Source organism: Arthrobacter sp. C2 (assembly GCA_024207135.1).
In the GTDB taxonomy this organism is placed as follows: Bacteria; Actinomycetota; Actinomycetes; order Actinomycetales; family Micrococcaceae; genus Paeniglutamicibacter.
Map to the genome: position 1 here is coordinate 683,425 of CP042428.1, position 22,254 is coordinate 705,678.

Here is a 22,254-nt window from a genome sequence, read left to right on the forward strand (position 1 = left end):
CTCGGTGCCAGGCGAAAGCGCACCTTCCGGGGTAGCCGGTGTGCTGCTGGGCGTCGACGTGGGCATGGCCCGCGTCGGCGTCGCGGCGTCCGACCGCAACGGGGTGCTGGCCACCCCGGTCAAGACGCTCAAGCGCGACCTGAAGAAGTCCAGCGACATTTCGGTGCTGGTCAAGCTGGCCGCCGAGCGTGAGGTCGCCCAGATCTTTGTCGGGCTGCCACGGTCGATGTCCGGCGGGGAGACCGCCTCCACGACAATGGCCCGCGATTATGCACGAGACTTGGCTAACGCCCTGACCCGTGCCCATGTGGGGGCGGAAGTCAGGCTGGTCGACGAGCGACTGACCACCGTCAGCGCGCACCGTGCCCTGCACGAAGCCGGTCTGGACGGGCGCAAGCACCGGGCGGTGGTCGACCAGGTCGCCGCCGTGGAGATTCTCCAGCAAGTGCTTGAAATGCGCCGCAACGGGCAGCACTCGCCCGGGCAGCTTGCCGACGGCCGAACCTTAGGGCCGGGCGATGGCAGCTGAACCGGGACAAACCGCCAGCGCCGAACCGGGGAGCGCACGCCGCGCTGCCCCCGGGGTGGTGCCCGGCGGCCCCGCTTTGGGTTACGATCGCATAACATCTCATTCGGCTGAAGACACGGGCCTGCGTCGCCCCTCGGCTACTACGTTGCCTGCGGGCAAGGGAGAAAACCGCATGACACACGAATCGTCCAACGATTCTCCGCGCCACGAACCCGGGACTTCACCCCGGCGTGCCGCCCGCGCCGCGCGCGAAAACGCCGAGCGCGAACGCGCCACGGCCCAGGCACCGGGCACGGGGGATCCGTCCCCCGACCCCGCGGCGGCAACCGCCACCGGCAACAACCCTGCCGGTGAAGCCCTGCCCGAACGCCACGGCACGGCGCACCATCACGCTGCGCCCGCCTCGGGGCATCGGGCCCCGGACGACGCCACGCCGACGGAACACGGCCTGGAGTTGCCTGCCGCAACCGCAGCCGGCGAAGAAGCCGCAAGGGCCGCCGCCGCTGCACAGGTTCTTGCGGAGGAACGCGCGCGGACCGCCGCCGCGGAACGCGCCACAGCGCTGGATGCCGCACAAAAGGCGCGGACCCAAAGCGCGCAGCGGGCACGCAAGGAAGCCATCGAGGCACAGCGCGCCGCCGCCGAGCGCGTGCGCCAAACGCTGCGGGCCAACGCCGCGCCGTTGCGTGACAGGTCCGCCGCGGCCCGAAGCGCCATGACCCCCGATTCATCGCACGCCGCGCAGTCCACCGGACAACCCGTAGTCCCGGCCGCCGCACCGTTCGACCAGGACGCGTCGCGGCACCGCACCGGCGCCACCCCTGGAGCAGCGGATCCGGCGGCAACCCAGGCGCAGGCCCTGTCGACTCCCGGCGCCCAGGGGCCTCCAGCCCACCCGGCCGTCCCTCCGACCTTGCTGCCGGCCGTGCAGAAGCAGCAGACCCGGGAAACGCGCCCGGACCAGGCCGCCGCGGCCGGTTCCGCCTACCCGGCCCCCGACCCCGAACACCTGCAGTTCCCGGATGCCCACGGTGCAGGGGTCCACGCGCGGCCGGAGGCCCACGAGGACCCCGGCGCCCACCCCGAGGCCTACGCCGCGGGACCCGGCATGGAAAATGCCGACACGGATCAACATGCCATCGATCCCCACCAAGCCGGATACCAAGATGCCGGCCACTACGACGCGGGGCACCCGGACCTTGGGCAGCCCGAGGCCGGATTCCTGGCCGCGGGTCACTACGACGGCACCACCGCTTATCCGGCGGCAGCCGACGAATCGCTGGAACGCGAAAACTTGTTCCTGACCACCATGGAGGCAGACCCGAAGGCGCGCAAGACCCGCCGCCGCCGGCGCAACTGGATCGTGCTCGTGGTGCTGCTGGGCTTCTGCGCCGTCATCTTCGGCGTCGTTCTCTTCCTGCAGGGACTCATGGAACGCCTGAACCCTGCGGACTACCCGGCTCCTGGCGGCGCGGCCGTTTCCTTTGACGTCAAGCCCGGCTGGGGCCCGAAGCAAATCGGGCGCGAACTGGAAAACCGGGACATCGTCGCCAGCGACAAGCTCTTCCTCGAAGCCATCCAGCTGGTGGACACCGAAAACCGCGAGATCCACCCCGGAACCTACGACCTGCGCCAACAGATGCCCGCTCTGGATGCCGCCTCGATCCTGATCGGCGAGCCCGCCGCCAAGGTCTCCTACGTGGCCATCAAGCAGAACACCCGCCTGGCCGGCGTGCTCGAGGAAATCTCCACGTCCACCGGCCTGAAGCTCGAGGACCTCCAAGCCCTGTCCGAGGACCCCCAGGCCTTCGGCATCAAGTCCGGGGCCAGCAACCTCGAGGGCTACCTGCACCCGGGCGAATACCGCTTCCCGCTGGATGCCGACGCCAAGACGGTGCTCAAGGCCATGGTCGATGCCACCGCCAAGACACTGAAGGCCAACGGCGTCACCGACCCGAAGCAGCAGTACCACGTGCTCAAGGTCGCCTCGATCCTGCAGGCCGAGGCCCGCCAGAACGACTACGCCACCGTGGCAGGGGCACTGGAAAACCGCCTGCACCCGAGCAACACCGAGACCAACGGCCTGCTGCAAGTCGACTCGGCCGTCATCTACGGGCTGGACCGCTACACCCTGCAGATCAGCGGGGCGGAGAAGGTAGACGCGGGAAACCCCTACAACACCTACGTGCACAAGGGGCTGCCGCCGACCCCCATCGGTTCCCCGGGGGACCCGGCCATCAAGGCCGCGGCCAACCCGACGCCCAACGACTACTACTACTGGGTCACCGTGAACACCAACACCGGTGAAACGAAGTTCGCCAGGACCTACGCCGAACACCGCGTGTACCAGAACGAATTCCGTTCCTGGTGCGCCGCGAACACGGACGTGTGCAAGTGACCGCGGCGCGCCGCGCGGCGGTGCTCGGCCACCCGATCTCCCATTCACGTTCCCCGCTGCTGCACTCGAGCGCCTACCGCGCCCTGGGCGTGGACATCGCCTACACCGCGATCGACACCCTCCCCGGGCAGGCCGAGGCCTTCGCCCGGCGGCTGCGCACCGAACCGGGCTGGGTCGGGGTCTCGGTGACCATGCCGCTGAAGGACGCGCTGATCCCGCACCTCGACGAGCTTTCCGAGCGCGTGCAGCGGCTCGGGGCACTGAACACCGTGGTGGTCCAGCACCGTGACGGGGCCGTTCACCTCTACGGGCACAACACCGACGTCGACGGGATCGTGGGGGCGATGGCCGGGGTGCTCCCCGCGCGCCGCCCCGGCGACACGCCTGCTCCCGGTCGCCGCGCCGCGATCCTGGGTGCCGGGAACACGGCGCTGGCCGCGCTGGAGTCCTGCGCCGAGCTCGGGCTCACCCAGGTGGACCTCGTGGTGCGCAAACCGCTGCGCGCCGTCGCCGCCCTGGACCTGGCCCAAACCCTGGGACTGGACTGCGAGGCGATCGACAGCACCGTCGCCGGTCAGCGGCTGGCGCACTACCAGGCGGTCATCTCCACGCTACCGGCGCACGCCGCCGACGGGCTGGTGGCCCCCCTGGGCCTGGACCCGGAACACAGCCCGGACCCCGGCCTCGCGGCGCCCGGCATGCTGGCTCCCGGCGCCGTGCTGCTGGATGTCGCCTACGACCCCTGGCCCTCGGTGCTTGCCACCGCCTGGGAACGCGCCGGCGGCACCGTGGTCTCCGGGCTCTCGATGCTGCTCTACCAGGGAGTGGAGCAGGTCAAGCTCTTTTCCGGTGTCCAGCATGCGGACTGGGAGCACGTCACAAATGTGATGTGCGACGCAGTGGGGCTCTCCCGGCCCTGATCACGGCCCCGGGACATGGCAAGATGGAGTGCATGTTGCGTTGGTTGACGGCGGGCGAATCACACGGCCCCGCATTGGTTGGAATTATCGAGGGACTGCCCGCGGGCATTGCCATCTCTTCACAGGACGTGCGCGATGCCCTGGCACGCCGCCGCCTCGGCTATGGCCGCGGTGCCCGGATGAAGTTCGAGCAGGATGCGGTGTCCTTCATCGGCGGTGTCCGCCACGGACTCACCCAGGGCGGCCCGGTGGCCATCGAGGTCGGCAACACCGAGTGGCCCAAGTGGGAAAAGGTCATGAACCCCGACGAGGTGGACCCCGAGGAACTGGCATCGATGGCGCGCAACGCGCCGCTGACCCGCCCGCGCCCCGGGCATGCGGACTTCACCGGCATGCAGAAATACGGGTTCGACGACGCCCGCCCGGTCCTGGAGCGCGCCTCCGCCCGCGAAACCGCCGCCCGCGTCGCCCTGGGCTCGGTGGCCGCAAACTTCCTGGCCCAGCTCGGCGTACAGCTGGTCTCCCACACCGTGTCGGTCGGCACCGTCTCCTCCCCGGAGCATTCGCCGCTGCCGCGCGCCGCCGACGTGCGCGCGCTGGACGCCGACCCGCTGCGCTGCTTCGATTCGGAGACCTCCGAGGCCATGGTCGCCGAGGTCGACGCCGCCCACAAGGAGGGCGAGACCCTCGGCGGCATCGTCGAGGTGCTGGCCTACAACCTGCCCCCGGGCTTGGGTTCCTACGTGCACTGGGACCGCCGCCTCGACGCGCGCCTGGCCGGTGCGCTGATGGGCATCCAGGCCATCAAGGGCGTGGAGGTGGGAGACGGCTTCCTCACCGCCTCGCGCCGCGGCTCCGCCGCCCACGACGAGATCGTCCGCGGCGAGGACGGCGTCATCGACCGCTCCGGCAACAAGGCCGGCGGCATCGAGGGCGGCATGAGCATCGGGGACGTGCTGCGCGTGCGCGCGGCCATGAAGCCGATCGCCACCGTCCCGCGCGCCCTGCGCACCATCGACACCGCCACCGGTGAGGAAACCACCGCGCACCACCAGCGCTCGGACGTCTGTGCGGTCCCGGCCGCCGGCGTCGTCGCCGAGGCCATGGTCGCCCTGGTGCTGGCCCAGGCCATGCTGGAGAAGTTCGGCGGCGACTCGATCGCAGAGGTCAAGCGCAACGTGGAAAACTACCTCGGGGCCATCCCGCAGAACCTGGGGTCGGTCCGCACCCCATGAGCACGCCGATCTTCCTGATCGGGCCGATGGCCAGCGGCAAGAGCGCGGTCGGGGCGATCCTGGCGCGCCTGCTGGGAACCACCCTGATCGACACCGACGCCCGCGTCGTGGCGGCCCACGGCACGATCCCCGAGATCTTCGCCGCCCACGGCGAGGCGGGATTCCGCCGCTTCGAGTCCCAGGCGCTGGCCGAGGCCGTGCGCCCCCACGCCAAGGTGGCGCCCGGTGCCGACCCGGCCGGGCCCTGCGCCCCGGCGGTCGTGGCCACCGGGGGAGGCTCGGTGCTCGCGCCCGGGAACCGGGAGCTGATCGCCACGGGCTTCTCGGTGTACCTGCTCACCGATGCGGCCACCGTCGGCCCGCGCATCGGCGCCGACACCACCCGTCCGCTGCTCGGCGCCACCCCGCTGGAATCGTGGAGCCGGATCTTCGCCGAACGCAGCGAACTCTACGAGGCGACAGCGACGCTGTGCATCGACACCCGGGGGAGGACCGCGGCACAAATCGCCGAGGCGATCCTCACCGCATACCGTGATGCCGGACACTGAAACCCCAACTCGGACACCCAAACGCGTAGGCTTAAGCCAAGCAACGGGCGCATCCACGCGCCCACTGCACGGCTAATTGGTCACCGGCGAAGAATCGGTTGACGCGTATTCACCCACGCGCCCAAGCCCCCAACCGCACCGACCCCGGTCGGTGCAGGGGGCCCGGCGCGCCACGCAGCACATGGAGGATCCAACGATGAACCCCGCACCCACGACGATCAACGTCACCGGATCGGCTCCTGCCGAGAACTACCAGGTGATCGTCGGCAACGGCCTGCTTGGGCGACTGCCCGGCTTGCTGGGCCAGCGCGTCAAGAAGGTGCTGATCATCCACCCGCGGGCGCTGCGCGCCACCGGCGACATCGTCAAGGCCGACCTCGAGGCCGCCGGCTACGCCGCGATGGTCGCCGAGATCCCCGATGCCGAAGAAGGCAAGCACATCGAGGTCGCTTCCTTCTGCTGGCAGGTGCTGGGCAAAAACGACTTCACCCGCTCGGATGCCATCGTGGCCGTGGGCGGCGGGGCCGTAACCGACCTGGCCGGCTTCGTCGCCGCCACCTGGCTGCGCGGCACCAAGGTCATCCACATCCCCACCTCGCTGCTGGGCATGGTCGACGCCGCCGTGGGCGGCAAGACCGGCATCAACACCGCCGAGGGCAAGAACCTCGTCGGCGCCTTCCACCCGCCGGCCGGGGTGCTGGTGGACCTGGACACGCTGTCCACGCTGCCGAAGAACGAGCTGGTCACCGGCTTGGCCGAGGTCGTGAAGTGCGGCTTCATCGCCGACGAGCGCATCCTCGAGCTCATCGAGGAAGACCCTGCCGACGCCACCGACGCCACCTCCGCCCGCCTGCGCGAGCTGATCGAGCGCGCCATCGCCGTCAAGGCCAAGGTCGTCTCGTCCGACCTGCGCGAATCCGGCGAACGCGAATACCTGAACTACGGGCACACCCTGGCCCACGCCATCGAGCTGGTCGAGCGCTACTCGATGCGCCACGGCGCCGCGGTGTCCATCGGCATGGCCTTCGCCGCCGAGCTGGGCCGCAGCGTGGGACGCACCTCGGATGCGGTCGCCGACCGCCACCTGGCCATCCTGACGTCCCTGGGACTGCCCACCACCTACCGCGGGGACCGCTGGCAGGCCCTGCTCGACGGGATGCGCCGGGACAAGAAGACCCGCGGCGACCTGTTGCGCTTCGTGGTGCTCGACGGGGTCGGCAGCCCGCGCATGCTCGAGGTGCCCGACACTTCCCTCTTGTTCGCCGCCTACCAGGAGATTGCACAATGATCACCGCACCGGATTGGGACCTGACCCACACCCAGGCACTGCTGCAGGTACCCGTCGGGGGACTGGACAGCGCCCCGCGCCAAAACATCGAATCGGGCATCCCCGGGGTGCGCTTGAACCCGTCGCTGATGCGCCACGAGATTTCCGACGCGGCCCTGGCCGAGGAAACCCTGCGCACCGGCTCCGCCGCCTGGCAGGTCGTGGTGCTGCTGGCCAAGGGCGAGCTGCGCGCCGCTAGCGAACTGGTCGCCGAGACCCGCCTGAGCGACCCGCAGGACTTCGCCATGCGCGTGCTCGACACCTCGCTGACCCGTGCCGCGGGCGACGCGCCGCGGGCCATCAACCGCCTGCGCGCGCTGCTGACCGAGTTCAAGGACACCGAGCACGAGGCCATCCTGCAGCAGCACCTGGGCTTCGCCTACGTGGAATCCGGGGACCTGCTGGCCGCGGCCAACCGCTTCCGCAAGGCCCTTGACCTGCGCACCGCCGCGGGGGCCGACACCCACCTGGTCGAATCCTCGCGCGCCTGCCTGGCCTCGGTGCTCGAGCACACCGGAACCGGGACCGCTCAGCCGGCCCACCAGCACCCCGCGCCGTAGCACCGGCCCCGCCGGAGCACCCCAGGTGCGCCGGCCGGGCGCCGACGTCCGGCAGATCACCATCGGGTGTTACCCGGGCAACCGCCCCGGTGCGCTAAACTGAATCTTGGATTTTTGACAACACGCCCGGGGTTGCCGCTTTGCGGCGGCTGGGGCCCGCCGACGCGACTCCGCGCCGGGCGAGCCGGCGGCGACATACGGAAGAAGAGTAGATCGTGGCATCAACCACCGACATCAAGAACGGACAGGTCCTCAAGATCGAGGGCCAGCTCTGGACCATCATCGATTTCCAGCACGTCAAGCCCGGCAAGGGCGGCGCATTCGTGCGCACCAAGATGCGCAACGTCATCACCGGGCGCGTCCTGGAGAAGACCTACAACGCCGGCGCCAAGATCGAGACCGCCACCGTTGACCGCCGCGACTACCAGTACCTGTACCAGGACGGCGAAGACTTCGTGTTCATGGACCTGAGCGACTACGACCAGATCACCGTCGCCGGTGCCACCGTGGGAGACGCCGCCGGCTACATGCTCGAAAGCCAGAACGCCACCATCGCCATGCACGAGGGCTCCCCGCTGTACGTCGAGCTGCCCCCGTCGGTTGTCCTGGAAATCACCTACACCGAGCCGGGCCTGCAGGGCGACCGCTCCTCGGCGGGCACCAAGCCGGCCACGCTGGAAACCGGCAAGGAGATCCAGGTGCCGCTGTTCGTCGAGCAGAACACCAAGGTCAAGGTCGACACCCGCACCGGCGATTACCTGGGGCGTGTCTCCTAGTGAGCGCCCGCGCCAAGGCCCGCCGCCGGGCACTTGACATCCTTTTTGAAGCCGAACAACGCGATGTCTCGCCGCTGGCGGCCATGCGTTTGCGCCGTGAAGCCACGGACATCACCATCAACGAATACACCGTGACCCTCATCGAGGGCGTCATGGGCGAGCTGGATCGGATCGACGAGATCCTCTCCTCCTACTCCAAGGGCTGGACCCTGGAGCGCATGCCCACGGTGGACCGCACCGCGCTGCGCATCGGCGCCTGGGAGCTGTTGTTCAACGACGACGTTCCCGACGGCGTTGCCGTCGCCGAGGCGGTCTCGCTGGTCCGCGAGCTGTCCACCGACGAGTCCCCGGAATTCGTCAACGGACTGCTCGGACGCATCCAGCAGATGAAGCCGACGCTGCTGGCCTAGCGGCCCGCGCATCGCACCTCTCCGCCGGCCGGCGGGAACCCGCACTTTTCGGGCTCCCGCCGGCCGCGGTGCGTTAACCGCCGAACGCGCCCGCGGCCGGCCCGGCAGGGCGCTTTTCTCTTCTCCCCGTGGCCGCGGGGCCGCATGCTTCGGCGTGGGGGCCGCCGCGACGCCCGTGAATCGTGCCACACTGTGTGCTTGGGTCGCAGAATCCGACAGCCACGTGGTTTCTGTTCCCCGTGTCACTCGCGCCCACCTAAGAACAGAGGAGAACACGTTGAATTGGCTCGACCGCTCCCGCTCCATCGCCCCGCCCGGCTTCAACCGCTGGCTGATCCCGCCCGCCGCCCTGGCCGTGCACCTGTGCATCGGCCAGGCCTACGCCACCAGCGTGTACAAGTCCGCGCTGATCGGCCACTTCGGCCTCTCGCAGACCGCCATCGGGATCATCTTCTCCATCGCGATCGTGATGCTCGGCCTCTCGGCGGCCATCATGGGCACCTGGGTCGAACGCAGCGGGCCGCGCAAGTCGATGTTTGTCGCCGCCTCCTTCTGGGGCGCCGGCTTCCTGGTCGGCGCGGCCGGCATCTTCACCTCGCAGCTCTGGCTGGTGTACCTGGGCTACGGGTTCATCGGCGGCATCGGCCTGGGCATCGGCTACATCTCCCCGGTGTCCACGCTGATGAAGTGGTTCCCGGACCGCCCCGGCATGGCCACCGGCATGGCGATCATGGGCTTCGGCGGGGGCGCACTGATCGCCTCCCCGATGTCCAGCGCGCTGCTGAAGTTCTTCGACGGATTTGACCCGGCCGTCGACGGTGCGGACTGGATCGCCTCGGGAACCTCGGTCGGCAAGCTCTTCCTCACCCTGGGCATCGTGTACTTCGCGGTGATGATGTACGGGGTGCTGAACATCCGCGTGCCGGCCCCCGGCTGGATGCCGCGCGGCTGGGACCCGTCGAAGGCGAAGGTCTCGGCGATGGTCACCACCGCCCACGTCTCGGCGGCCAACGCGATCAAGACCCGCAGCTTCTGGTTGGTGTGGGCCGTGCTGTTCCTCAACGTCACCGCGGGCATCGGCATCCTGGAACAGGCCTCCCCGATGATCCAGGACTTCTTCCGCGGCGCCGACGGGAACTCCGCGGTCAACGCCGCGGTGGCCGCCGGTTTCGTGGGCATGCTCTCGATCGGCAACATGGCCGGGCGCTTCATCTGGTCCAGCACCTCGGATGTGATCGGCCGCAAGCGGATCTACATGGTCTACCTCGGTGCCGGCGCGCTCTTCTACGTGGTGCTGGCCTTCTTCGGAGGCAGCTCGATGCTGCTCTTCGTGGCGATGGCCGTGGTCATCATCAGCTTCTACGGCGGTTCCTTCGCCACCGCGCCGGCCTACCTCAAGGACCTCTTCGGCACCTTCCAGGTCGGCGCGATCCACGGTCGCCTGCTGACCGCCTGGTCCGCCGCCGGCATTGCCGGGCCGTTGATCGTCAACGGGCTGTTGGACGCCCAGGGCAAGCCCGGGACGATGAACGCGCACAACTACCTGCCGGTGCTGCTGACCATGGTGGGGTTGCTGGTCATCGGCTTCGTCGCCAGCACGCTCATCCGCCCGGTCGACGCGAAGTACCACGAGCCGGAGGAAGAACTCGCTTCCGCCAGGAAAGGATCCTAGATGCCAGCGCGACCACATGACGCAGTGAACCCCGCAGGCGGCACCGACGTCCCGGTGAATCCCGCCACCGGTCGGCTGGTTTTCGGCTGGCTGCTGGTCGGCATCCCGCTGGCCTACGGGGTCATCACCACCCTGTCGCGGGTCGGCCAGCTCTTCCAGTAGCCCCGGCGGCCGCCGGGCAAGGCATCGGGCGTTCGGCGTGTTGCACCGCGACACGCCGAACGCCCGACCCATGAGTGGCGGTTGGCCTCCCGGCGGGGCCCGCACACCCCGGCGGCCCGGCACCGGCCGGCACTGTCCCGGCCGCCCCGGGCTCAGGCCACGTTCAGCAGCTGCGCCCGCTGCAGGTGCGACTTGTGCAGCAACGCCAGCTCCCGGGCGAAATCGGTGCCCGTGGGGTGTCCGGCCACGATCCGCTGGCGCACCGCGGCCAGGTTCATCGCGGTGGCGGTGAACTCCTTCATCTGCCGGCGGCGCCCGATGCCCGCCGCCCAGCGCCGGGCATCGCGCCGGCCTGCACGGGTGGCAAACATCGCCACCTCCGCGGCGGTGAACCAGCCGCTGGCCCGGTACTCGTCCAGGCGCTGCTCGGTCAGCTTCCGCTCCCCGCGCTGCAGCAGCACCACGGCCACGATCGAGGCGACGAACAAGGGCACCTGCAGCACGAAGTAGAAGCTCAGGAAGTTGTCGAAGAAGATCCCGACCCCGCCGTTCCACAGGAAGTGGCCGACCATCGCCGGCAGCAGGCCCAGCACCAGGTACAGCGGCCAGCGCCCGCGTTTGCCGCGCGCGGCACAGAGCCCCAGTGCGAAACCCGTCCATGCGGTGAACATCACATGCGCGAAGGGCGAGAACAGCCCGCGCAGCACGAAGACCGAGACCAGCTCGCCCGGTGCCGCCGGGTCGACGTAGCTGGAGGCGAAGTACAAGATGTTCTCGGTGAACGCGAACCCGGCACCGACGATGCCGCCGTACACGATCCCGTCAATGGGACCGTCGAAATGCGAGCGGTTGATCCAGAAGATCAGCAGCACCCCGGCGCCCTTGGCCAGCTCCTCCACGATGGGGGCCTGCACCACCGCGCCGAAGAGGTCAAGGTCAAGGCGTCCGGCGGGGTCGAAGAACAGCTCCATGAACACGTCCCCGACCAGCAGGGACCCGGCCACCGAGGCCCCGGCGCCCCAGAACAGCCCCAGCGCCAGCAGGGCGCGCGGCTCCGGGTCCCAGCGGTCCACCCAGCGCAGCCCCAGCAGGCACAGCGCCAGCGGCACCATGGCCAGGGCGCCAAGCCACAGCACCGTGCCGGAACCAAAGACCCCGGCCAGGAAGAAGCCCACACCCAGCAGCACCACGGTGCAGGCCAGCAGCGCCAGGGTCACCGCCGTGGACCCGGAGCGGTGCCGGCGCCCCGGCGGGGAACCGAAGGGAGCGGACCCGGGCACACCGGGCACACCGGGCACGCCCGGGAAAGCGGGGGAGCCGGCGGAGGCCCAGGGATCCTGCGGGGCCGAGTGCGGGGACGATTGCGGGGGGTGTGAGGTAACGCGCATGACTCAAATCCTACGTGCGGCACGGCCTGTGATAATTTTGATCCAGCAAGCAACCTTTAAATTCCGTCCAGTGAGGCGGGGAAGGAGGCCGCACATGAGCAACGAGCAGAACCATGCCCGTGCCACAGCGCCCGTCAGTGCCCGGATAGTCCTCTCCAGCGAGGACATCGACCGCGTTCTCACCCGCATCGCCCACGAGATCATCGAGGCGAACAAGGGTGTGGAGGACCTGGTGCTGCTGGGCATCCCGTCCCGCGGCTTCCCGCTGGCCCAACGCCTCGCGCAGCGCATCGCCGCCACCACCCCGGGCCTTGACCCCGCCTCCATCACCGGACAGCTCGACGTCACGATGTACCGCGACGACCTGCGCCGCTCCACCACCCGCACCCCGGTGCCCACCCGCCTTCCGGCCTCCGGCATCGACGACAAGGTCGTGGTGCTGGTGGACGACGTGCTCTACTCCGGACGCACCATCCGCGCCGCCCTGGACGCCATCGCCGATTTGGGCCGCCCGCGCATCGTCCGCCTGGCGGTCCTGGTGGACCGCGGCCACCGCGAACTTCCCATCCGCGCCGACCACGTCGGCAAGAACCTGCCCACCGCCACCACCGAGAAGGTGCGCGTGCACCTGGCCGAGGTCGACGGGGAAAACAACAACGAGGTCGTCATCGAGGCCCACGCATGAAGCACCTGCTCTCCACCCTTGACCTGTCGCGCGCCGACGCCATCCGGATCCTGGACATCGCCGAGGAAATGGCCGCCGTGGGCACCCGCGAGGTCAAGAAGCTCCCGGCGCTGCGCGGACGGACCGTGGTGAACCTCTTCTTCGAGGACTCCACCCGCACCCGCATCTCCTTCGAGGCCGCCGCCAAGCGGCTGAGCGCGGACGTCATCAACTTCTCCGCCAAGGGCTCCTCGGTCTCCAAGGGCGAATCGCTCAAGGACACCGCCCAGACCCTGCAGGCCATCGGCGCCGACGCGGTGGTCATCCGGCACGGCGCCTCCGGGGCCCCGGCCCGCCTGGCCGCCACCGACTGGATCGACGCACCGGTGGTCAACGCCGGGGACGGCACCCACGAGCACCCCACCCAGGCGCTGCTGGACGCGTTCACGCTGCGCACCCACTGGTCCGCGCTGCACGGGCACACCTCGCTGGGTTCCGACCTTTCCGGGATGCGCGTGGCCATCGTCGGGGACATCCTGCACTCGCGGGTCGCCCGCTCCAACCTCTGGCTGTTGCGCACCCTGGGCGCCGAGGTGACCATGGTCGCCCCGCCCACGCTGCTGCCGCACGGCTCACACGCATGGCCGTGCACCATCAGCTACGACCTGGACGCCACGCTGGCCTCCGGCACCGACGCGGTGATGATGCTGCGCGTGCAGGGCGAACGCATGCACGACTCCTACTTCCCCAACACCCGCGAGTACTCGCGGCTCTGGGGCTTCGACGACGCGCGGCTCGCGGCACTGGATGCCCGCGACACCGGCGAAACCATCATCATGCACCCCGGCCCGATGAACCGCGGCCTGGAAATCTCCTCCGCCGCGGCCGACTCGCCCCGCTCCACCGTGCTGGCCCAGGTGGCCAACGGCGTGGCGGTGCGCATGGCCGTGCTGTACCTACTGCTATCGGGGGACCAGCAGCGTCCCGCCCCCTCGGACGCCACCCGTCCGGCCGGCCTGTAAAGAAACGGGAGTCAATCCTCATGAGCACCAACACCAGCTACCTGATCCGCGGCGCCAAGCCGCTGGGCAACCAGGAAACCGACATCCTCATCCACGAGGGCACCATCGCCGCCCTGGGCGCCGACGCCGCCACCCACCCGGCCGCAGCGCACGCCACGGTCATCGAGGCCGCCGGCCAGATCGCCCTGCCGGGCATGGTCGATTTGCACACCCACCTGCGCGAACCGGGCCGCGAAGACGCCGAGACCGTGGAAACCGGCACCCGGGCCGCGGCGCTGGGCGGATTCACCGCCGTGCACGCCATGGCCAACTCCAACCCCGTGGCGGACACCGCCGGGGTCGTCGAGCAGGTCTGGTCGCTGGGCAGGCGCTCGGGCTGGGTCGACGTGCGCCCGGTCGGCGCGGTCACCGTCGGGCTGGCCGGCACGCAGATGTCCGAGATCGGCGCGATGGCCGACTCCCGCGCCCAGGTCCGCGTCTTCTCTGACGACGGCATCTGCGTCTTCGACCCGCTGCTGATGCGCCGCGCGCTGGAATACGTGAAGGCCTTCGACGGCGTCGTCGCCCAGCACGCCCAGGAACCGCGCCTGACCGAGGGCGCCCAGATGAACGAGGGGGAGGTCTCCGCGGTCCTCGGACTGGCCGGCTGGCCCGCCGTCGCCGAGGAATCGATCATCGCCCGCGACGTGCTCCTGGCCGAACACGTCGGGTCCCGCCTGCACATCTGCCACGTCTCCACCGCCGGTTCCGTGGAGATCATCCGCTGGGCCAAGTCCCGCGGGGTCAACGTCACCGCCGAGGTCACCCCGCACCACCTGCTGCTCACCGACGAACTGGTGCAAAGCTACGACCCGGTCTACAAGGTCAACCCGCCGCTGCGCCGCGCGGCCGACGTGGCGGCGCTGCGCGCCGGCCTGGCCGACGGCACCATCGACATCATCGGCACCGACCACGCCCCGCACCCCTCCGAGGCCAAGGAATGCGAGTGGGCGGCGGCCGCCATGGGCATGACCGGGCTGGAAACCGCGCTCTCGGTGGTGCAGCACACCATGGTCGAGACCGGCATGATCACCTGGGCCGACTTCGCCCGCATCACCTCCACCGCCCCGGCGGCCATCGGCCGCGTCGCGGACCAGGGCCGCGAACTGGCCGTGGGCGAACCGGCGAACATCACGCTGGTGGACGCCGAGGCCCGCTGGATCGTGGACCCGTTCGCGATGGCCACCAAGGGGCGGAACTCCCCGTTCAAGGGCCTGGAGCTGCCGGGCAAGGTCACCGCCGTGTTCTTCCACGGGCACCCCACGGTGCTGGGCGGCAAGCTGGCCACCCCGCGCGTCTCCGAGGCCTTCTAGATGGGCCAGTACACCGGCGCCGTCCTGATCACCCTGGCGGTCATCGTGCTGGTGGTGGCGCTGATCCTGCTGGGCTGGCGCAACCGCCTGCGCCGGCAATCCGACGTGCCGGCCCCGCCGCGGATCCCGCTGGACGCCGCCGGGGACCCGGAGCTGGGCGACTTCATCGGGGAACCGGCGCAGGGCGTGTACGTGTGCACCACCACCGCCGGGGACTGGCTGGACCGCATCGCCGCCCACCGCCTGGGCATCCGCACCAACGCAGACCTGTCCATCCACCCCGAGGGCGTGCTGCTGGCCCGCCACGGCGCCCCCGACGTGTTCATCCCCGCCGCCGCCATCACCGGGACGACCCGCTCCAGCGGCATGGCCGGGAAATTCGTGGAGAAGGACGGCCTGCTGGTCATCGGCTGGATGCTGGGCACCATGGCCGTGGACACCGGGTTCCGCCCGCGCTACCACGCAGAACTCCCCGGGATCCTGGCGCGCATCGCCGCGCTGGGCACTGCCGGAACAGACAACAACGAAGAACCACCCGCCGAAACAAAGGAAAACCAGTGACAGCAGTACAGGGAACCGAGCAAGCCCTCTTGGTGCTCGAAGACGGACGGGTTTTCCGCGGCCGTAGCTACGGCGCCATCGGAACCGCCTTGGGCGAAGCGGTCTTCTCCACCGGCATGTCCGGCTACCAGGAGACCCTCACCGACCCCTCCTACGCGCGCCAGATCATCGTGCAGACCTTCCCGCACATCGGCAACACCGGCGTGAACGACGAGGACGCCGAGTCCTCCCGCATCTGGGCCGCCGGCTACGTGGTCCGCGAGGCCGCCCGCATCCCCTCGAACTGGCGCGCCCAGCGCACCCTCGACGAGGACCTCGTTGCCGGCGGCATCGTCGGCATCCAGCAGGTGGACACCCGCGCGCTGACCCGCCACCTGCGCGACCGCGGCGCCATGAAGTCCGGCATCTTCTCCGGGGACGCCGCCAAGGCCCCCGTGGAGGAACTGGTGAAGGCGGTCAACGCCCAGCCGTCCATGGAGGGCGCAAACCTCTCCGAGCTGGTCTCCACCAAGGAGGCCTACACCGTGGAGCCGGCCGACCACGGCTACACCGGCGAGGTCCGGTACACCGTCGCGGCCATCGACCTGGGCATCAAGGCGATGACCCCGCAGCGCTTCGCCGAGCGCGGGGTGCGCGTCCACGTGCTCCCGCACGACGCAAGCTTCGAGGACGTCACCGCCACCGGCGCCCACGGCGTGTTCTTCTCCAACGGCCCCGGCGACCCGGCCACCGCCAACGTGCAGGTGGACCTGGTCCGCCAGGTGCTCGAGGCGAGGATCCCGTACTTCGGCATCTGCTTCGGCAACCAGATCCTGGGCCGCGCCCTGGGCTACGGCACCTACAAGCTGCGCTTCGGGCACCGCGGTATCAACCAGCCGGTGCTGGACAAGGCCACCGGCAAGGTGGAGATCACCAGCCAGAACCACGGCTTCGCCGTCGACGCCCCCCGCGAGGGCGCCGCAAACGCCCCGCTGGAGCGCTTCGGCCGCGTCGAGGTGTCCCACATCTCGCTGAACGATTCCGTCGTCGAGGGCCTGAACTGCCTGGACCTGCCGGCCTTCTCGGTGCAGTACCACCCCGAGGCCGCCTCCGGGCCGCACGATGCATCCCACCTGTTCGACAGGTTCATCACCAACATGGCAGCGGCCAAGAACGCCGCCGCAACCACCGCAGATTCCACCCAGGGAGAGAAGTAATGCCGAAGCGCGAAGACCTCAAGTCGGTCCTGGTCATCGGCTCCGGGCCGATCGTCATTGGCCAGGCAGCCGAGTTCGACTACTCCGGCACCCAGGCACTGCGGGTGCTCAAGGAGGAGGGCCTGCGGGTCATCCTGGTCAACTCCAACCCCGCCACCATCATGACCGACCCGGAGTTCGCCGACGCCACCTACGTCGAGCCGATCACCCCGGAGGTCGTGGAGAAGATCATCGCCAAGGAACGCCCCGACGCGATCCTGCCGACCCTGGGCGGCCAGACCGCCCTGAACACCGCCATCGCGCTGGACAAGGCCGGCGTGCTCGAAAAGTACAACGTCGAGCTGATCGGCGCGAACATCGAGGCCATCGAGCTCGGCGAGGACCGCGAGAAGTTCAAGGGCGTCGTGGAGCGCTGCGGCGCCGAATCCGCCAAGTCCGTCATCGTGCACACCATGGATGAGGCCTTCGCCGCCGTGGAGGAACTGAACTACCCGGTGGTGGTGCGCCCCTCCTTCACCATGGGCGGCCTGGGCTCGGGCATGGCGTACGACGCCGAGGACCTGCGCCGCATCGCCGGGCAGGGCCTGCAGTACTCGCCGACCACCGAGGTGCTCCTGGAGGAGTCGATCCTGGGCTGGAAGGAGTACGAGCTGGAAATGATGCGCGACAAGAACGACAACGTCGTGGTCATCTGCTCCATCGAAAACTTCGATCCCGTGGGCGTGCACACCGGCGACTCGATCACCGTGGCCCCGGCCATGACGCTGACCGACCGCGAGTACCAGCGCCTGCGCGACATCTCCATCGCCGTGATCCGCGAGGTCGGCGTGGACACCGGCGGCTGCAACATCCAGTTCGCCATCGAACCATCCACCGGGCGCATCGTGGTCATCGAGATGAACCCGCGCGTCTCGCGCTCCAGTGCACTGGCCTCCAAGGCCACCGGATTCGCCATCGCGAAGATCGCCACCAAGCTCTCCCTGGGCTACACGCTGGACGAGATCCCCAACGACATCACGCTCAAGACCCCCGCGGCCTTCGAGCCGGCCCTTGACTACGTCGTGGTCAAGGTCCCGCGCTTCGCCTTCGAGAAGTTCCCGGCGGCCGACGCGACGCTGACCACCACGATGAAGTCGGTCGGCGAGGCCATGGCCATCGGCCGAAACTTCACTGAGGCCCTGCAGAAGGCCCTGCGCTCCCTGGAGCAGAAGGGGTCCGAGATCGAGTTCACCAAGCCGATGGACTTCGAGATCGAGCAGCTGCTCGAGGACTCGGTCAAGGGCTCCACCGACCGCCTGTACAACGTGCAGCGCGCCCTGCTCGGCGGCGCCTCCATCGAGCAGGTCTTCGAGAAGACCGCCATCGACCCGTGGTACCTGGACCAGCTGGTGCTGATCAACGAGACCGCCGCGATGATCCGCTCCAACCCGGATTTGAACGAGGAGGTGCTGCGCGAGGCCAAGCGCCACGGCTTCTCCGACGCGCAGATCGCCAAGCTCACGCACAAGACCGAGGCGGTGGTCCGCGGCATCCGCCACGCGCTGGGCATCCGCCCGGTGTTCAAGACCGTTGACACCTGCGCCGCCGAGTTCGAGGCCTTCACCCCGTACCACTACTCCTCCTACGACGAGGAGACCGAGGTCGCGCTGCACGAAAAGCCCTCGGTGATCATCCTGGGCTCGGGCCCGAACCGCATCGGCCAGGGCATCGAGTTCGACTACTCCTGCGTGCACGCCACCATGGCGCTGCGCAATGCCGGCTACGAGACCGTCATGGTCAACTGCAACCCGGAAACCGTCTCCACCGACTACGACGTGTCCACCCGCCTGTACTTCGAGCCGCTGACGCTCGAGGACGTGCTGGAGGTCATCCACGCCGAGGAATCCACCGGCGGGGTGCTGGGCGTGTTCGTGCAGCTCGGCGGGCAGACCCCGCTGAAGCTCGCGCAGGAGCTGGCCGACGCCGGCGTGCCGATCCTGGGCACTTCCCCGGAGGCCATCGACCTGGCCGAGCACCGCGGCGCCTTCCAGCGCGTGCTGGATGCCGGCGGGCTGATCGCCCCGAAGAACGGCACCGCGGTGTCCTTCGAGGAGGCCAAGCGCATTGCCGACGAGATCGGCTACCCGGTCCTGGTGCGCCCCAGCTACGTGCTGGGCGGCCGCGGCATGGAGATCGTGTACGACGAGGCCAACCTCGCCCGCTACATCACCAACGCCACCGAGATCACCGCCGACCACCCGGTGCTGGTTGACCGGTTCCTCGAGGACGCCATCGAGATCGACGTCGACGCGCTGTTCGACGGCACCGACCTCTACGTCGGCGGCATCATGGAGCACATCGAGGAGGCCGGGATCCACTCCGGCGACTCCGCCTGCGTGCTTCCCCCCATCACCCTGGGCCAGGACGTGCGCGACCGCGTGGTCGAAGCCACTCGCGCCATCGCCGAGGGCGTGGGCGTGCGCGGGCTGATCAACATCCAGTTCGCCCTGGCGTCCGACGTGCTCTACGTGATCGAGGCGAACCCGCGCGCCAGCCGCACCGTGCCGTTCACCTCCAAGGCCACCGGCGTGCAGCTGGCCAAGGCCGCGGCGATGATCGGGGTCGGGGTGTCCATCGCCCACCTGCGCTCGGTGCACCACCTGCTGCCGGAATCCGGCGACGGGGCCAACCTGCCCGAGGGCGCCCCGGTCTCGGTGAAGGAGGCAGTGCTTCCCTTCGCCCGCTTCCGCACCCCGGAGGGCAAGGTCGTCGACTCGCTGCTCGGCCCGGAAATGCGCTCCACCGGCGAGGTGATGGGAATCGACAAGTACTTCGACACCGCCTTCGCCAAGTCGCAGGCCGCGGCCAACTCGCCGCTGCCGACAAAGGGCAAGGTCTTCGTCTCGGTCGCCAACCGCGACAAGCGCTCGATCGTGATCCCGGTCAAGCACCTGGCCGACATCGGCTTCGAGATCGTCTCCACCGGCGGCACCGCCGAGGTGCTGCGCCGCAACGGCATCCCCTCCACCGTGGTCCGCAAGGTCCGCGAGGGCCAGGTCGAGGGCGAGTCCAACATCGTCGATTTGATCACCGACGGGGAGATCAGCCTGATCCTGAACACCCCCTCGGGCGGCGACTCGCGCGGGGACGGCTACGAGATCCGCGCCGCAGCGGTATCCGTGGGCACCCCGATCATCACCACGGTCGCCGAGTTCGGCGCCGCGATCCAGGCCATCGACGCGATGCGCCACTTCGAATGGTCGGTGACCTCGCTGCAGGAGCACGCCAAGACCCTGCGGGCCGCCGGCATCGCCGAGGCCGACGCAGCGGCCGCTGCCAAGGACGGCGCCAATGCCTAGCCCCGAGGCACGGGCCGCCGCCGCGGCCGGGCGCCCCGCCTTCGGGCAGCGCCTGGCCGCGGCGATGGCCGCGCACGGTCCGCTGTGCGTGGGCATCGACCCGCACCCGTCCCTGCTGGCCGCCTGGGGCCTGGACGACGACGTGGCGGGGCTGCGCAGCTTCTCCCTGACCGTCGTGGAGGCCCTGGCCGGGCACGTCGCGGCCCTGAAGCCGCAGGTTGCCCTGTACGAGCGCCACGGATCGCGCGGCATGGCGGTGCTGGAGGAAACCCTGGCGCTGTGCGCCGCCGGGCACGTGCTGTCGATCGCCGACGCCAAGCGCGGGGACATCGGCTCCACCATGGCCGCCTACGCGGACGCCTGGCTGGGGGAGGGCAGCCCGCTGGCCGCCGACGCGGTGACGCTGAGCCCGTACCTGGGCTACGAGTCGCTGCGCCCGGCGCTGGACCTTGCGGCGGCCACCGGCCGCGGCGTGTTCGTGCTGGGCTTGACCTCCAACCCGGAAGGCAAGACCGTGCAGCACGTCGGCGGCGCCGACTCCGTGGCCAAGGGCATCATCGGTGCCGTGGGCGCGGAGAACGCCGGGGCCACCCCGTTCGGTTCCACCGGCCTGGTCATCGGCGCCACCGTGGGTGACGCGCTGGCGGAGCTGGGCATCGACCTGGCCGCCTCCGCCGCACCCATCCTGGCCCCGGGCCTGGGTGCCCAGGGCGCGACGGGCGCGGACATGAAGGCGTCCTTCGGGGCCTTCTGGCCGCAGGTGCTGGGAACCTCGAGCCGCGACGTGCTCAAGGCCGGCCCCGACGCCGACGCCCTGCGGGCCGCCGCCGCCGCCACCCGGGATTCCCTGCTCTAGGCACGGGAAGCGAAGCACCGGCAACCGGCTGCTTTCGACGCCCCCGGCGCGACCCCCCAAAAGGGGTCGCGCCGGGGGCGTCGTTGTCCCGCCCGGGTCGGCACCGGTGGCCCCTGGGCGACCCGCGTTGGCCCGGGCGGGCGCGATCCATGGCCAGGCGCCCGCCCCGGACGCATCGGTGCATGTGGGGCCGGGATCGGACGGGAAGCGGCAATCCCGGGATGATCTTGGTTACACCCGTGGCGCCGCTTTCCCCCCGATGACCCGAATTTTCCCGTTGTTCACGCATTTGTGGTAGCCACAGCGCGATTAACCATTGCATCGAGGCGCTCGATTGGTTATCTTCAGTTCAGGGCTGTTTGCCCTGGTGCTTGACCCTATGGATGGATTGGCGGCAAGAGGCATGGTACTGCGAGAACTCTCAGACGAGGACCGTATTCGCGCACGGGCAAAGGCGTTGGCGGCACGCACGCGACGGGCCGAGATCAAGAACCAATTCGGCGCCGGCAAGCTCAGCATCACCGACCTGTTGGAGCTGGTACCCGACGACGAGGCCATCGGCCGGCTGCGGGTCATGGACCTGCTGGAGTCCGTTCCCGGCGTCGGCGAGATCCGCGCCCACACGCTTATCGATAGACTAGGTATTTCACCCAGCCGGCGCCTGCGCGGGCTGGGGCGCAAACAGCGCATCGCATTGGTGGAACATTTCCAGCAATCGCCCCCCAAAACGAAAGAGTAACGAAGCACACCATGACGGTTAGCCCCCACCCAACGGTCACAGTCCTCGCCGGTCCCACGGCCGTAGGTAAGGGAACGATCTCGACCTACATTCGCGACAACTACCCCCAGGTGTGGCTCTCGGTGTCCGCCACCACGCGCAACCCGCGCCCCGGCGAAGTCGACGGGGTGCACTACTTCTTTGTCGGCCCCGAAAAATTCGGCGAACTGGTCGAAAACGGGGAAATGCTCGAATGGGCCGTCGTGCACGGGCAGAACAGCTACGGCACCATCCGCACCAAGGTCGAGGAGGCGGTGGCCGCGGGAAAGCGGGTGCTGCTGGAGATCGACCTCCAGGGCGCACGCCAGGTGAAGGCCAACCTTCCGGAGGCGAAATTCGTGTTCCTGGCTCCTCCCAGCTGGGACGAATTGGTGCGCCGGCTTGTGGGCCGCGGCACGGAAACGCCCGAGGAGCAGCAGCGCCGGCTGGAAACCGCTAAACTGGAGCTTGCTGCCGAATCCGAATTTGACGTGACCATCGTCAACGACGAGATTTCGCGGGCGGCTGACGAGCTGGTGACCCTCATGGGGTTGACCCCGCACGCACGCTAAAAACTTTTGTG

The 22,254-nt window shown here is 69.5% G+C and carries 21 protein-coding genes; 20 read left to right on the top strand and 1 reads right to left on the bottom strand.

Going from position 1 to position 22,254, the window contains the following annotated elements; genetic code table 11:
• The first annotated feature begins 4 nt into the window (after positions 1–4).
• The 11 genes from ruvX (at position 5) to FPY90_RS03230 (ending at position 10,537) form a co-directional block, all read left to right on the top strand.
• Entirely contained in the window at positions 5–529 is a 525-nt protein-coding gene (ruvX, locus tag FPY90_RS03180) for a Holliday junction resolvase RuvX (protein WP_286135380.1), read from the top strand.
• Positions 530–701: 172 nt separating this feature from the next.
• Positions 702–2,927 carry an endolytic transglycosylase MltG gene (gene mltG, locus FPY90_RS03185; RefSeq protein ID WP_498683770.1) on the top strand — a complete coding sequence of 742 codons (2,226 nt, stop codon included), beginning with the start codon at positions 702–704 and terminating at the stop codon, positions 2,925–2,927.
• Positions 2,924–3,847 (top strand): shikimate dehydrogenase family protein, encoded by a 924-nt coding sequence (locus FPY90_RS03190; protein WP_071215197.1) that lies wholly within the window; start codon positions 2,924–2,926, stop codon positions 3,845–3,847. Before mltG ends, FPY90_RS03190 begins: the two co-directional genes overlap by 4 nt.
• Positions 3,848–3,879: 32 nt before the next feature.
• The gene (aroC, locus tag FPY90_RS03195) at positions 3,880–5,082 is read left to right on the top strand and encodes a chorismate synthase (RefSeq protein ID WP_071215097.1); all 1,203 of its coding nucleotides are present in this window, start codon (positions 3,880–3,882) and stop codon (positions 5,080–5,082) included.
• Entirely contained in the window at positions 5,079–5,630 is a 552-nt protein-coding gene (locus FPY90_RS03200) for a shikimate kinase (RefSeq protein ID WP_498683772.1), read from the top strand. Before aroC ends, FPY90_RS03200 begins: the two co-directional genes overlap by 4 nt.
• Positions 5,631–5,826: 196 nt before the next feature.
• A complete protein-coding gene (aroB, locus tag FPY90_RS03205; protein WP_071215095.1) occupies positions 5,827–6,918 on the top strand; it encodes a 3-dehydroquinate synthase in 1,092 nt (363 codons plus the stop codon).
• Positions 6,915–7,517 (top strand): tetratricopeptide repeat protein, encoded by a 603-nt coding sequence (locus tag FPY90_RS03210; RefSeq protein ID WP_071215094.1) that lies wholly within the window; start codon positions 6,915–6,917, stop codon positions 7,515–7,517. Before aroB ends, FPY90_RS03210 begins: the two co-directional genes overlap by 4 nt.
• 215 nt (positions 7,518–7,732) lie before the next feature.
• The gene (gene efp / locus FPY90_RS03215) at positions 7,733–8,293 is read left to right on the top strand and encodes an elongation factor P (RefSeq protein ID WP_071215093.1); all 561 of its coding nucleotides are present in this window, start codon (positions 7,733–7,735) and stop codon (positions 8,291–8,293) included.
• On the top strand, positions 8,293–8,703 hold the full coding sequence (nusB, locus tag FPY90_RS03220) for a transcription antitermination factor NusB (RefSeq protein ID WP_071215092.1): 411 nt from the start codon (positions 8,293–8,295) through the stop codon (positions 8,701–8,703). Before efp ends, nusB begins: the two co-directional genes overlap by 1 nt.
• 277 nt (positions 8,704–8,980) lie before the next feature.
• Positions 8,981–10,375 carry an OFA family MFS transporter gene (locus FPY90_RS03225; RefSeq protein WP_071215091.1) on the top strand — a complete coding sequence of 465 codons (1,395 nt, stop codon included), beginning with the start codon at positions 8,981–8,983 and terminating at the stop codon, positions 10,373–10,375.
• Positions 10,376–10,537, top strand: a complete 162-nt coding sequence (locus FPY90_RS03230; protein ID WP_498683777.1) for an MFS transporter small subunit — start codon at positions 10,376–10,378, stop codon at positions 10,535–10,537. It abuts the gene before it with no gap.
• A 152-nt stretch (positions 10,538–10,689) separates the two neighbouring features.
• On the opposite strand, the gene FPY90_RS03235 is transcribed toward FPY90_RS03230, so the two are convergent.
• Positions 10,690–11,925, bottom strand: coding sequence for a PrsW family intramembrane metalloprotease (locus FPY90_RS03235; RefSeq protein WP_498683779.1), 1,236 nt, complete (start codon positions 11,923–11,925; stop codon positions 10,690–10,692).
• 94 nt (positions 11,926–12,019) lie between these two features.
• Between FPY90_RS03235 and pyrR the strand changes: the two genes are divergently transcribed.
• The 9 genes from pyrR to gmk all read left to right on the top strand — a co-directional run bounded on the left by pyrR (position 12,020) and on the right by gmk (position 22,243).
• Positions 12,020–12,610, top strand: a complete 591-nt coding sequence (gene pyrR / locus FPY90_RS03240) for a bifunctional pyr operon transcriptional regulator/uracil phosphoribosyltransferase PyrR (RefSeq protein ID WP_071215090.1) — start codon at positions 12,020–12,022, stop codon at positions 12,608–12,610.
• Positions 12,607–13,611: an aspartate carbamoyltransferase catalytic subunit gene (locus FPY90_RS03245; protein WP_071215089.1), complete on the top strand. Its 1,005-nt coding sequence runs from the start codon at positions 12,607–12,609 to the stop codon at positions 13,609–13,611. The genes pyrR and FPY90_RS03245 overlap by 4 nt, the downstream gene beginning before the upstream one ends.
• Before the next feature lie 20 nt (positions 13,612–13,631).
• A complete protein-coding gene (locus tag FPY90_RS03250; RefSeq protein WP_498683782.1) occupies positions 13,632–14,963 on the top strand; it encodes a dihydroorotase in 1,332 nt (443 codons plus the stop codon).
• Positions 14,964–15,524, top strand: a complete 561-nt coding sequence (locus FPY90_RS03255; protein ID WP_498683783.1) for a PH-like domain-containing protein — start codon at positions 14,964–14,966, stop codon at positions 15,522–15,524. It abuts the gene before it with no gap.
• Entirely contained in the window at positions 15,521–16,720 is a 1,200-nt protein-coding gene (carA, locus tag FPY90_RS03260) for a glutamine-hydrolyzing carbamoyl-phosphate synthase small subunit (RefSeq protein WP_071215086.1), read from the top strand. Before FPY90_RS03255 ends, carA begins: the two co-directional genes overlap by 4 nt.
• Complete coding sequence (gene carB / locus FPY90_RS03265) at positions 16,720–20,058, top strand: carbamoyl-phosphate synthase large subunit (RefSeq protein WP_498683785.1); 3,339 nt, start codon at positions 16,720–16,722, stop codon at positions 20,056–20,058. The genes carA and carB overlap by 1 nt, the downstream gene beginning before the upstream one ends.
• On the top strand, positions 20,051–20,914 hold the full coding sequence (gene pyrF, locus FPY90_RS03270; protein WP_498683787.1) for an orotidine-5'-phosphate decarboxylase: 864 nt from the start codon (positions 20,051–20,053) through the stop codon (positions 20,912–20,914). Before carB ends, pyrF begins: the two co-directional genes overlap by 8 nt.
• A gap of 334 nt (positions 20,915–21,248) precedes the next feature.
• Complete coding sequence (gene mihF / locus FPY90_RS03275; RefSeq protein ID WP_344032252.1) at positions 21,249–21,653, top strand: integration host factor, actinobacterial type; 405 nt, start codon at positions 21,249–21,251, stop codon at positions 21,651–21,653.
• Between the two features lie 11 nt (positions 21,654–21,664).
• Entirely contained in the window at positions 21,665–22,243 is a 579-nt protein-coding gene (gmk, locus tag FPY90_RS03280) for a guanylate kinase (RefSeq protein WP_071215082.1), read from the top strand.
• Positions 22,244–22,254 lie beyond the last annotated feature (11 nt).